The sequence below is a fragment of the Helicobacter pylori genome, assembly GCF_014496965.1.
Taxonomy (GTDB): Bacteria; Campylobacterota; Campylobacteria; order Campylobacterales; family Helicobacteraceae; genus Helicobacter; species Helicobacter pylori_CZ.
In genome coordinates this window covers 28092-40339 of the sequence record NZ_JACTCR010000019.1, presented here as the reverse complement: position 1 = coordinate 40339, position 12248 = coordinate 28092, and the positions used below count along the sequence as shown (strand labels likewise).

14 protein-coding genes and 1 pseudogene are annotated in these 12248 nt (G+C 39.6%); 3 read left to right on the top strand and 12 right to left on the bottom strand.

Going from position 1 to position 12248, the window contains the following annotated elements:
* Window positions 1-320, top strand: a pseudogene (locus H7O61_RS06915) (glycosyltransferase family 10 domain-containing protein); the annotation flags it as partial.
* Between the two features lie 8 nt (window positions 321-328).
* Here the strand turns inward: H7O61_RS06915 and H7O61_RS06910 are convergent.
* Genes H7O61_RS06910 through gltX form a run of 8 tightly spaced genes read right to left on the bottom strand, consistent with a single transcriptional unit; the run spans window position 329 to window position 8236 of the window.
* Window positions 329-919, bottom strand: a complete 591-nt coding sequence (locus H7O61_RS06910) for a uracil-DNA glycosylase family protein (RefSeq protein WP_079339862.1) — start codon at window positions 917-919, stop codon at window positions 329-331.
* Between the two features lie 44 nt (window positions 920-963).
* On the bottom strand, window positions 964-2370 hold the full coding sequence (gene aspA / locus H7O61_RS06905; RefSeq protein ID WP_001217509.1) for an aspartate ammonia-lyase: 1407 nt from the start codon (window positions 2368-2370) through the stop codon (window positions 964-966).
* 57 nt (window positions 2371-2427) lie between these two features.
* Window positions 2428-3696, bottom strand: coding sequence for a UDP-N-acetylglucosamine 1-carboxyvinyltransferase (murA, locus tag H7O61_RS06900; protein WP_187875536.1), 1269 nt, complete (start codon window positions 3694-3696; stop codon window positions 2428-2430).
* A gap of 2 nt (window positions 3697-3698) precedes the next feature.
* Complete coding sequence (locus H7O61_RS06895; protein ID WP_187875535.1) at window positions 3699-4106, bottom strand: hypothetical protein; 408 nt, start codon at window positions 4104-4106, stop codon at window positions 3699-3701.
* Between the two features lie 11 nt (window positions 4107-4117).
* On the bottom strand, window positions 4118-4939 hold the full coding sequence (gene galU / locus H7O61_RS06890; protein WP_187875534.1) for a UTP--glucose-1-phosphate uridylyltransferase GalU: 822 nt from the start codon (window positions 4937-4939) through the stop codon (window positions 4118-4120).
* A complete protein-coding gene (locus H7O61_RS06885; protein WP_187875533.1) occupies window positions 4936-6618 on the bottom strand; it encodes a lytic transglycosylase domain-containing protein in 1683 nt (560 codons plus the stop codon). Before H7O61_RS06885 ends, galU begins: the two co-directional genes overlap by 4 nt.
* A gap of 8 nt (window positions 6619-6626) precedes the next feature.
* Window positions 6627-6920 carry a YggT family protein gene (locus H7O61_RS06880; RefSeq protein WP_000577948.1) on the bottom strand — a complete coding sequence of 98 codons (294 nt, stop codon included), beginning with the start codon at window positions 6918-6920 and terminating at the stop codon, window positions 6627-6629.
* Window positions 6917-8236, bottom strand: a complete 1320-nt coding sequence (gene gltX / locus H7O61_RS06875; protein WP_187875532.1) for a glutamate--tRNA ligase — start codon at window positions 8234-8236, stop codon at window positions 6917-6919. Before gltX ends, H7O61_RS06880 begins: the two co-directional genes overlap by 4 nt.
* A 61-nt stretch (window positions 8237-8297) precedes the next feature.
* Between gltX and H7O61_RS06870 the strand changes: the two genes are divergently transcribed.
* Window positions 8298-8507 carry a hypothetical protein gene (locus tag H7O61_RS06870; RefSeq protein ID WP_025448999.1) on the top strand — a complete coding sequence of 70 codons (210 nt, stop codon included), beginning with the start codon at window positions 8298-8300 and terminating at the stop codon, window positions 8505-8507.
* Window positions 8508-8563: 56 nt separating this feature from the next.
* Here the strand turns inward: H7O61_RS06870 and frxA are convergent, their stop codons facing one another.
* From frxA to H7O61_RS06850, 4 genes are read right to left on the bottom strand one after another with little or no spacing between them, the layout of a single operon-like run.
* A complete protein-coding gene (gene frxA / locus H7O61_RS06865) occupies window positions 8564-9217 on the bottom strand; it encodes an NAD(P)H-dependent flavin oxidoreductase FrxA (protein ID WP_000373527.1) in 654 nt (217 codons plus the stop codon).
* A gap of 1 nt (window position 9218) precedes the next feature.
* A complete protein-coding gene (locus H7O61_RS06860) occupies window positions 9219-10076 on the bottom strand; it encodes an NAD(P)-dependent oxidoreductase (protein WP_078269904.1) in 858 nt (285 codons plus the stop codon).
* 16 nt (window positions 10077-10092) lie between these two features.
* Entirely contained in the window at window positions 10093-10287 is a 195-nt protein-coding gene (locus H7O61_RS06855; RefSeq protein WP_187875531.1) for a hypothetical protein, read from the bottom strand.
* 20 nt (window positions 10288-10307) lie between these two features.
* Window positions 10308-11516: a CCA tRNA nucleotidyltransferase gene (locus H7O61_RS06850; RefSeq protein WP_187875530.1), complete on the bottom strand. Its 1209-nt coding sequence runs from the start codon at window positions 11514-11516 to the stop codon at window positions 10308-10310.
* A 62-nt stretch (window positions 11517-11578) separates the two neighbouring features.
* On the opposite strand from H7O61_RS06850, the gene queC reads away from it, so the two are divergent.
* Window positions 11579-12248, top strand: a 670-nt coding sequence (gene queC, locus H7O61_RS06845; RefSeq protein ID WP_187875529.1) for a 7-cyano-7-deazaguanine synthase QueC, incomplete at its 3' end; no start/stop codon positions are given.

Sequence of the window (12248 nt, the reverse complement as noted above, 5' to 3'; positions counted from 1 at the left end):
ACACGATTTATCATAATAACCCTTTCATTTTCTATCGTGATTTGAATGAGCCTTTAGTATCCATTGATGATTTGAGGGTTAATTATGATGATTTGAGGGTTAATTATGATGATTTGAGAGCCGATTATAATCATTTGAGAGCCGATTACGATCATTTGAGAGCCGATTATAATCATTTGAGAGCCGATTACGATCGCCTTTTACAAAACGCTTCGCCTTTATTGGAACTCTCTCAAAACACCACTTTTAAAATCTATTACAAAGCCTATCAAAAATCCTTGCCTTTGTTGCGCACGGCGAGAAAGTTGGTTAAAAAATAAGGCGTATTTTAAGACTGATTGAGGAATTGGAGTGCTATTTTAAAATGCGCTAACGCTTCTTTTTTGAGCGTGGGGTTTTTGAGCATGTCTTCTAAAGCGTAGGTGCTTAAAAAATGTTTGGTTTTTAAAGACACGATGCGCCCAAAGGATTCTTCTTTAGAAAGGTTTAAAAGGCGTTTGGGCAAAACCTCGCCAAATACCACAATGACTTTTGAAGCGCTGTTGTCTAATTGCCAGATTAAATGGGGCAGGCATGCGTTGATTTCTTCTTCTAAATTAAGGCTGTTAGAATCGCATTTAAGGAGCGATAAAATACTGCAATCTTTTAAGGGGTAGTTAAAAACCTTTTGGATAATGCTCTCCAACATGACCGCTTTTAAATTGTTTAAGAAATCTAATTGGCTATCCAGCATGGGGGTGAGCGTGATGAAAGCGAGCTTGGAAGTGGGGTTAAAAAGCCCGATCACCGGTTTTGAATGTTGGTGGCGTTTGCACAAATTACAATTTTCTATACCCTCATGAACTTGTTTGTTAAGGGGCTTATTTTGGGGCTTTATAAGGCTAATGTCCGTATAAGTTTCGCCTAAAAGACGCTCCATATAAAGGGAGCGTAAAGTTTGAAGGCGTGAGTGTTGCAAAGCGTTCAGTCTTTATGCTTTTTGAAAGCGTGAGGGCTTAGCATGTTTTCTGGCTTGAAAATATCGTCCAGTTGCTCTTTAGTTAAGATTTTCTTTTCTAAAGCGATGTCATAGATAGAGCGATCGCTTTTTAAGGCTTCTTTGGCGATCATAGCGGATTTTTCATAGCCGATATGAGGGTTGAGCGCGGTAACAATGCCAATGCTGTTAAAGACATAATCGTGGCAAATCTTTTCATTAGCTGTGATGCCTTCCACGCACTTAGTCGTTAAAGTTTCAATCGCACGCCCTAAAATCACAAAGGAATGGAAAAGCTTGTAAGCGATAACTGGCTCAAACACATTGAGTTGCAACTGCCCTCCTTCTGCGGCTAACGCCACACTCAAATCGTTCCCAATCACCGCAAAGCACACCTGATTGACCACTTCAGGGATCACCGGATTGACTTTACCAGGCATAATAGAGCTACCCGGTTGCATTTTAGGCAAATTGATTTCATTCAACCCGGCTCTAGGGCCTGAACTGAGCAGTCTCAAATCGTTACAAACCTTAGAAAGTTTCACCGCAATGCGCTTTAACACCCCACTCACTTGCACATACGCCCCCGTGCTTTGAGTGGCTTCAATCAAGTTATTAGCCATGACAAAAGGGCGACCCGTTACTTCTTGGATTTTCTTTTCAATCAAACTGCGATAATCCGGGTGCGAATTGATCCCTGTGCCAATAGCCGTGCCGCCTAAATTAAGCTCTCTTACCCAATTCCTAGCGTCTAAAACCTGCTCAATATCCCTATCAACCATCAACGCATAAGTTTCAAACTCTTGGCCTAAAGTCATAGGCACAGCGTCTTGAAGTTGGGTGCGCCCCATTTTAATCACATGGGAAAATTCCTTAGCCTTTTGAGCGAAAGCGTCCCTTAAGGCTTTCATGGGGGCGACTAGATTGCTCAAGCGCTCATAAATAGCGATTTTTAACGCGCTAGGATAGGCGTCATTAGTGGATTGAGAGCGGTTGACATGGTCGTTTGGGTGGCAAAATTGATACTCGCCCTTTTGATGCCCCATGTATTCTAAAGCCAAATTAGCAATCACTTCATTCATGTTCATGTTCGTGCTTGTGCCAGCCCCCCCTTGAATCATATCCACAATGAATTGATCATGGTATTTGCCATCAACCAACAAGTCGCACGCATGGCAAATCGCAATTTTAAGCTTTTCATCAATCAAGCCTAATTGCGCGTTCGCTAAAGCGGCCGCTTTTTTGACTTGAGCAAAAGATTTGATAAAAACAGGATAACTGCAAAGCTTGTCGTTGGTGATGAAAAAATTTTCACTCGCTCTTAAAGTTTGGATTCCGTAATAAACCTCGTCGCTAATTTCCATTTGCCCAATGAAATCATGCTCAATACGCATAAAAGCTCCTTATGTAATAATTAAAAAATATTCTAGCTATTGTAACCAAATCTTGGATTATTTTTCTTTTAAACGCAACACTTTTGCCCCTAAAGCGTTGATTTTATCCTCCAATCTCTCATAACCCCTATCCAAGTGGTAAATCCTATGCACCCTACTCACCCCCTTAGCCACTAAAGCGGCTAAAACGAGAGCCGAAGAAGCCCTTAAATCCGTCGCCATCACATCGCTCCCTGTAAGCTCTGTGGATCCGCTAATGGTAGCCACATTCGTTTTTAGGCTAATACTAGCCCCCAATCGTTGCAATTCGCTTGCATGCATGAAGCGGTTTTCAAAAAGCGTTTCTTCAATGATACTAGTCCCCAAACACTGCGTGGCTAACGCCATGAATTGCGCTTGCATGTCTGTGGGAAAGCCCGGGTATTCTTTCGTGGTGATTTCAAAGGCTTGTCGTTGTTTGGCCGGATAAATTTCTATAGAATTTTCTTGAATGTCTAGCGAAAAACCAATTTCTATGAGCTTATCGGTGATCGCTTGAATATGGTTAGGGATGATATGATTGATTTTAAGCTGGCTGTTAGCGATAGCCCCCACACACAAATAAGTGCCTGCTTCAATCCTATCGGGTATGATTTGAATGTCTTTTAAATTTAAAGCGTCGCTTTCTACCCCCCTAATCTTTAGCTCGCTGCTGCCAACGCCCTCAATTTCTACGCCTCCGCTTTGTAAAAACGCGCACAATTGAGCGATCTCTGGCTCTTTAGCAGCGTTAATGATGCGCGTGATCCCTTTAGCTAAACTTGCTGCCATGAGGGCGTTTTCTGTGCCTGTAACGCTGATTTTATCAAATAAAATATCATTCCCTTTCAAGCCTTTAGGGGCTTTTGCATGGATATAGCCTTGCTCAATTTTGATTTCAGCCCCTAATTGTTGCATCGCTTTTAAATGCAAATCCACAGGCCTAGCTCCTATAGCGCACCCACCGGGCAAACTCACCAAGCATTCCTTAAAGCGCGCTAATAGTGGGCCTAACACCAAAATGGAAGCGCGCATTTTACGCACCAAATCGTAAGTGGCTTCAGTGTGGTGCAGGGATTTAGTGCTGAGTTGGAGCGTGTGGGGGTTAAGCCATTCTAATTCTGCGCCTAAATTTTGCAACAATAACGCCATCGCCTTTATATCCACCACTTGGGGCAAGGATTTGATTTTGACTTCTTGGCGGCTTAAAAGCGCGGCGGCTAAAATGGGGAGCGCGGAATTTTTCGCCCCAGAAATTTCTACCCCCCCTTTTAAAGGGACTTGTCCTACAATCTCTAAAAAATCCAATTCTATCCTTTTTCTTTTTTATTCTTAAGGGCTAAGCCGGTAGCGTTAGCGATTTTTTGTTGGTAATTAGGGTTAGCGTTTTCTAATTCTTGCCCAAAATTGATAGCGTCTTCTAATTCAAAAAATTCTGAAGCGACTAAATTTTGGATCGTTTCTAGCCACAGAGTTTCTTTGTCTTTGGGGCAGATTTTAAAACGCTCATTGAAGCGGTTTTTCAATTTTTCTAAAGCTGGCACGCTTTGAAGGTTTTTGATTTGTTCGTTTAAATTTTCCAAAGAAAGGCTTTTATTAGGGATCTCTTGCTTTAAAGGGGGGCGAGAAAGCCTCCAAACAAGCCCCCCTAAAAACACAGGGATCAAGCATATAAAGAGGATCAAATACATGTAAGCGTAATAAGTCAAATTGCCCATGTTGATAAGATTTATAAGCGTTTTTTATAATAGGCGTTACTCGCTTCAATATAGCCTTCCACGCTCCCGCAATCGTATCGCTTGCCTTTGAATTGGTAAGCGATGATGCGCTTTCTTTTGGCTTGAGTGAGTAAAGCGTCTGTGATTTGGATTTCATTGTTTTTACCCGGTTTAGTCTCACGCAAAATATCAAAAATATCCGGAGTTAAAATGTAGCGCCCTATCACGGCTAAATTGCTTGGGGCGTCTTCTTGGCTTGGTTTTTCTACCATGTCTTTAATCTCATACACCCCATCTTCTAACAATTCGCCCCTAATCACGCCGTATTTTGAAACTTCTTCTAACGCCACTTCTTCAATGGCTACAATGGAGCATTGGTATTTTTGATACAATGAAGTCATTTGCTTTAACACGCTTGGGTGATCATGGCTTATACACAAGTCATCGGCTAAAATCACCGCAAAAGGCTCATTGCCTATCAGGGCTTCCCCGGTTAAAATCGCATGCCCTAAGCCTTTCATTTGCTTTTGGCGCACATAGGAAAAACAGCATTTTTCTATAATGTTACGAATGCTTTTTAAGGCGTTTTCTTTGTTGGTGCCTTGGATCTGATGCTCTATTTCATAGCTCGTGTCAAAATAATCTTCTAAACTGCGCTTGTTTCTGCCTGTAACGATCGCCATCACTTCACAGCCTGCTTCCATCGCTTCTTCTACAGCGTATTGGATTAAAGGCTTATCCACAATGGGCAGCATTTCTTTAGGAATGGTTTTAGTGATCGGCAAAAAGCGCGTGCCGTAGCCAGCGGCAGGAAAAAGGCATTTTTTAATCATGGTTTGTCCTTTGAGTTAAGAGTTTGTTCTAAAAATGCATCAACAGGGATGAAATTCCCAAAAATTTCTTGATAAATCAAGTAATTGAGCATGACCCTAAAGCCATACAAACGGGTTTCGCTATAAGGCATAAGCTCCATGCTAAGCCATGGCTCAAAATGATTTTTTTCTTTAAATCGTTTGGAGCTTTCTAGCCACCTCCTTAAAAACCCAGGCCCAGCGTTATAAGCGTAGGCGACAAAAAGGGGGTGGTTGAATTCTTTTTTTAGATGGTTTAGGTAATAATTACCAAATTTGAGAGCGATATTGGGGTTAAACATGTCGTTTAGATCAATGTTATCCATGCCAAGGCGTTTAGCGAAAGGCCCTACATTAAAGGGCATGATTTGCATAAGCCCCAGAGCGAACGAGCGCGAAATGACTGCCGGGAGCAAAAAGCTTTCTTGCCTAGCGATCGCATACGCCATAGCCTTTTCATCAACATTTTGCCATTCAATAATGCCTTCATAAGGGGATAAATAATAATAAATCTTGTCTTTATTGCGTTGGCTTAAAAGATAGGTCAATTCAGGAGCGCTTTTTTCATAATACAAGCTTTTTAGCATCGCATTAAACGCACCCTCATCTTTCAAACTCAAGGTTTTTTCCTTAAAAATTTGCCACGAAAAAGGATCGTATGTGTTAAAAGGAGGGTCTTCTTGGCTTAAATTTTGGATGTGAGAAATGATGCGGTAACCGGGCGTGGTTTGGAGCTTGCGGCTCGCATAAAGACTATAGAGGTTTAAGGCAGGGCTTTGTGAAAGGCGTTCCAAAGTTTTTTTCTTTTTAGAGACTAGATACTGCCAAAAAATCGCTCTGTCTTTTGAAAAATCATCGTCTTTAACCACCGCTTCTGAGCGTTCAAAATACTTGAGCGCTTTAGAGGGTTTTTTGCGCAAGATTTCATTAATCCCTAGGATGAAAAAGGTTTGCGCGTTGCTGTGGGTAGCGTTACTTTTAGTGAGAGCGTCTTTAAAATGATCCAATTTAGGATCTAAGATAACCTGATAGATCAAGCGGTTAAACGCCGGGTAATCTTCATCTAAAAGGCGGTTTAACTCTTTAATAGGGATATGCTTTTCAAAAATTTGGAGCTTTTTTTCATAACTCAAATGATTGAAAAGCGCGCTAAACACTTGCGCGTTAGCCTTAAATAAAGAAGCGCTCACATTCTTACTTTGCAAAATTTCTAATTCTTCATAAAGAACGGGGTAAGCCTCTTTGATTTTAATTTGTAAGGGCTTAAGGGTTTGAAGGGGGATTTTATCAAAATCTTTGATTTTTGATTTTAAAGCGATAGCGATACAGCTTGCTTGGAAAGTGTCTGTTTCTTCTAGCATGCTTTCTAAAGCCGTTTGCTTGCAATAAATATCTTCAGGCAATTTAACATCAGGGCTTTTTTCTGGATTGTCTGAGCCTTTTTCTTGCATGGCCTTTTGTAAGGCGTTGTTTTTATTTTGAGTCAATTCATAAGCTTTTTTAGCGTTTTCTAAAGTGGTTTTTTTATCGCTAATATAACGCCATAAATAATAATCCCTAACGATCCCGGCAGGCTTTTTTTCTAAATCTTTTAAATTCAACTCGGTTTGAGAAAAACCAACGCCAAGCATGCCGATAAAAAATAAAATAAAAAAACGCATGATTTTCTTTAAAAACTTTTGGCGAGTGCAAAAAGCCATTGGATGAGGGTTAAATCTAAAAATTTCAAAACAATGACCACCACTAAAGGAGCGAAATCTAACCCGTTAAACACAAGCTTGAATCTAGAGCGTAAAAAATAAAACACCGGCTCACACAAGCGAGCGAGGATTTGCATGATGGGGTTGTTGGGGTTAGGCTGCACAAAGCTAATAAGCGAATAAATGATCACTACCCACATATAAATCGTAATGAGCGAGCTTAAAATCACCGCTACCGCATTAATAAGAGTGGAAAATATCATGCTTTGAGCCTTAAAACTTCTTGATGATGGCTTTGGATATAGGGGAAAATCAAAGGCAATTCAACGCCATGCGAGTTCCCGGTTAAAAGGATGCGCAAAGGTTTGAAAAAATCCTTACCCTTAAGCTGGCTTAATTGCATGGCTTCTTTTTTAAAACTTTCAAAATCCTTATACGCTTGAAAATCCATGCTTTTTAGGGCGTTAAAAAGCGCTAAACAACGCTCTTTAAAATCTTCGTTTTCATAAGTTTTAACAATATCTTTTGGCTCTAAAAACAACGAAATTTTTTCCCTCAATTCTAAAAGCGTGCCGCATTCTTCTATAAACAATCTTAAAAGCCCTAAAAGGTTTTTATCTTTTATTAAAGTGAGTTCTAATAATTTTTCATCTTCTAAAAGCTTTAAATGCTCGTGGTTTAAGTGTTTCAAATATTTTAAATTAAAATGAGCCGGGGAACTGGAAAGATTTTCTAAATCAAACCATTTTATCGCTTCATCAAGGCTAAAAACTTCCTTAGGCACTTTATTACCGATAGTGATGAGGTAATTCACAATCGCCTCCGGTAAAAACCCTTGATTCAAAAGCCATTTCACGCTAGAGGCTTCATCTCTTTTGCTCATCTTTTTACCGCTTGTTTCGTCTAAAATAATGGGCAAATGCGCATAAACAATCGGATCGTTTGAGCCTAAAGCTTGCTGGATTAAAATTTGTTTAGGGGTGTTACTCACATGATCTTCGCCTCTAATAATCAGACTGATTTCATAGAGCAAATCATCGCATGCACAAGCGAAATTATAAGTCGGGCTTTTATCCTGTCTTAAAAGCACAAAAGAATCCAATTCATAAGGCTCAAATTTCACTTCTTTTTTAATCGCATCGTTGAAAGACACCGCATGATTTGGGGCTTTTAAACGCACCACAGGGGAATGGTGCTTGTCTTTTTCTAAAGCCGCCCACTCGTCTAAATACCTGAAAGGGCGTTTTTCATTTTTGGCTTTTTCTTTTTCTTCTTCTAAAAACTCCGTGCTCGCATAACAATAAAACGCTTTATTTTCTTTCAGTAATTTTTCTGCCATTTCTCTGTGATAATCTATGTTATGGCTTTGATACACTAGCTTGTCCCAACTTATCCCCATAAGCTTTAAAATCTCTAAAATTTCTTGGTCTTTGCCTTCAATGTTGCGCTCTTTGTCCGTGTCTTCAATGCGAATGAGAAAGGGTTTGTGCTGCTGTTTGGCCACAATGTAGTTAAAAATGGCTGCCCTTAAATTCCCTATGTGCATATCCCCTGTAGGCGAAGGCGCAAAACGAAGCATAAAAACCCTTTATGAAAGAAAATGATTTTTGATTATACCTAAAGAATGCTTAATTATGTTTATGGAGTGCGGCTCTGTTTTTATCAAAGATAAACGCTCAAAGCCTTACTTGATGTTCTTTAATTTCTTAAAAAACAAGATTTTGGTTATTTTGATTTTAATAAAAGATTTTAATAAAGCTCATTTTCTTAAAGGGATAGGGGGTATTTTGCGCTTTAACACCCCTACAACCCCTCAAACTAAATCCCCTAACCTCTTAAGATCGCATTAGATCACCGCTTGACTAAGCTCTTTTATATTTTGATTATCAAAAAGCCAGAAGCGTTTTTATTCAATCACTTCATAAATAACTTCTGTTTTCCAGCGGGTTTTAGGGGTGATTTCTTGGTTGCGATAACCAAAACAAGCCATTACCGACACGCCAAATTCCGCCGTGTTCAGATAGCCCTTTTCCTCTAAATAAGCCTCCACTTTTTCTTGATCATACCCTTCAATCGGGCAAGAATCAATGCCTAACATGGCCGCTGCCATCATCATGTTCGCCATTTGGATATAAGTCTGCTTGCTAGCCCAATCAAACAAAGATCGTTCGCTATTGAGTTTCATATCGTTCTCTTGGAAATTTTTGATGATTTGAGCGAACCTGGAATTAGTGTCATAATCCCTTTTTTTAACCTCATGCATCACTTTCTTAACGTAATCGCTGTCATAAGTAACGCCTTTTCGCGCAAGATAAATGACAAAATGGCTCGCTCCCTCTAAACCAAAAAGCGCCCCCCAAGCCATCGGTTTTAAATCTTCTTTCATGCGTTCATTTTTCAATAAAAGCATTTTCCATGGTTCAAGCCCGATTGAAGAAGGGGCTAATCTCCCCACTTCAACCAAAGCTTCCCAATCCTTTTGAGAAATACGACGATTAGGATCGTATTTTTTTGCAGCAAATCGTTGGTGCTGTAAAGCAACCACTTGTTCTCTGTCCATTTTAATGATCTCCTTTTTCTAAATAATGATAAACGGCTGCCATATCCATTTCACCTAAACCGGATTTTTCTGCTTGAGAATAAAGCTCTTCTGCTTTAGATAAGAATGGCAATTCAATCGTCTCTCCTGCTTCATTTTTGGCTAAACGAATATCCTTGAGCATGAGCTTCAAACTGAAAGCGGCCGGATAGCTATCTTGTAGCCACATGCCTTTTTTAGCTTGAAAGAGAGGCGAATTCATGCCAGATTGGCCAATAATTTGCAAAAATGACTCTGCATCAACCCCTAAATGTTTGGCTAATAGCAAAGCTTCTGAATAAGCAACCCCCATTTGAGCCAAAAGGCTATTAATGGATAATTTAGCCCCTGCCCCTTGACCAACTTTTCCTAAATAAAAGGTTTGACTCCCTAAATGCACCAAAATAGGTTTGAGTTGAGTGATCACCTCTTCTTCACCGGCCGCTAAAATCAATAAAGCCCCGGCTTTGGCCGCACCAACCGATCCTGAAACGGGCACTTCAAGGTAAGTTACTTGATGCTTTTGAGCGATTTTTTCTAAAGATAAGCTTTCCAAAGGAGCGATAGTGCTCATATTTACCACGATTTTTTCAGACATCTGTTCCCAAAATTCTGGCACTAAAACAGCATCAATCGCCGTTTTATCCGAAAGCATGGTAAAAATCAGATCAACTTTAGCGGCCAAATCTATAGGGTTAGTATAAACCGCTACGCCCTTTTCTTTTAAGGGGGCTGCTTTGCTCTCTGTTCGGTTATAAACCGACACTTCTAAATTTGCATCGCACAAACGAGTCGCCATAGGAGTTCCCATAGCCCCTAGTCCAATCCATCCGATTTTCATTTAACCCTCCTTAATTTTAGCGTGAATACGCCACTAAACCATCTAACCAAGCTTGATGGCCGTTTAGCATCGCATTAGGCACAGATGCCATTAAATGTTGCACCACTTTATTAAAATCCAAACCTTTGACAATGACCTCATTAGACACGAAATTATCAGTCTCTCCTGGAATCCATTTCTTAGGCCATCGAATCGCATTCATCGTTGTCATGTTTTTTCCATTTTTAATTTTTAATTTTTTTGCCTTATTGGCGAAAGATTTATAGCATCATTAGGTAAATAATGATCTTTAACCCATTTTATCAGCCACTCTAAAGCGTTATTTTTAGGATTTTCAATGACTGAATTTAAGCATGCGTTTAAAATTTCGCCGATTTTTTGGTGTTGGTAGCCCAAGCTTTGAAGCGCACCGCCCTTAAGGGCTAGGTGCTCTTTTTTAAAAGGCTCGTTAGAATCAAAGATTTCTTTTAACAAGCCTTTAATTTTTAAAGCGTGTTTGGGGTTTTTGAGTGCATAAAAATCTAAAGCCAAATTAAAAGGTTCTAAATCGTAGTTTTTCAATAAAAATTTTAACTCTGTTTTATTATGAATATTTAAAAAAGCTTTATGGCATTCTTTAGCTTTTGAAAATAAAATACAAGTTTTTTTAGGGTAGCGTAAATTTTCTAAACTTTTTTGATGCTTAAAAAACCCCAATAATCTTAATTCCAGATTGAAAGGCGCGTTTTTTAAAAACCCTAAATTTTCTATTTTCTCTTGAATAACCAACTCCAAAATTTCTTGATATTCTTTAGCCACTTCATAGGCGTTTTTCCCCATAAGAAGCTTATTCAACTCGCTTTGTAAGCGCTCTTTAGAAAGGTGTTTTAACAAATCCTTACACGCAAAAACCGCCCTTTTGGTGCTTGCTGCTATCTTAAAGCCTAAAGTCGCGCTAAATCGTAGCGCTCTTAAAATCCTTAAAGCGTCTTCAAAAAACCTTAATCGCGCTTCCCCCACGCATTCAATCGTTTGATTTTTAATCGCGCATCGCCCTTTAAAGGGATCAATCAGCCCTTTTGTAGGGCTATAAGCGATCGCATTCATGCTAAAATCGCGCCGCTTTAAATCGTCTGTTAAATGAGCGCTAAAAACCAATTCTTTAGGCTTTCGGTGCTTGATATGCCCTTTTTCCATTCTAAAAGTTGTGATTTCATAGCTTTGATGGTTTTTAAGGGCTGTGATCGTGCCATGTTTGATGCCGGTTTCTAGCACCCTAAAATGGCGCTTTAAAAGAAGCTCTTTGCTTTCATTGACTAAAGCGTTTGAGGTTAAATCGTAATCTTTAGGCGTAATTCCCATTAAACAATCGCGCACGCACCCCCCTACCAAGTAAAGCTCATAAGGGGATTTTTCATAAATGTCAAACAATTCTTTTAATTCTTTTTCTAGCTCAAACACGCTTTTTACTCTTAAAATTTCTTTGTGTTATTATATCTTTTTAGAATTTTTAAGGAATTTTGATGGAACAAGAAATTTGCGTGATCGGTTTTAGCGGCGGGCAAGACAGCACTACTTTAGCCGTGTGGGCGAAAAAGCGTTTTAAAAAAGTCTGTTTAGTGGGGTTTGATTACGCGCAAAAACACTCTGTGGAATTAGAATGCGCTCAAAAAATCGCTTCTCTTTTACAACTCCCTTATGAAATCATCCCATTAGATTTTTTAGAGAATATCACCCGCTCTGCGCTTTTTAAAAACTCTAACGATTTAATGGGGCATTCGCATGCGCAAAATAAAGATTTGCCCAACTCTTTTGTGCCTAATCGTAACGCTATTTTTATCACCCTTTTGCATTCTTACGCGCAAAAAATAGGGGCTAGTAACATCGCTTTAGGGGTTTCGCAAGCGGATTTTAGCGGCTATCCGGATTGTAAAGAAGATTTTATTAAAAGCATTGAGCATGCCCTAAATTTAGGATCAAACACGGCGATTAAAATCCTAACGCCTTTAATGTTTTTAAATAAAGCGCAAGAATTTCAAATGGCTAAAGATTTGGGCGTCTTGGATTTGATCATCAAAGAAACGCACACCTGCTATCAAGGAGAGCGAAAGATTTTGCATGCTTATGGTTATGGCTGCGGTGAATGCCCGGCATGCCAATTGAGAAAAAAAGGCTATGAAGAGTTTCAAGCCA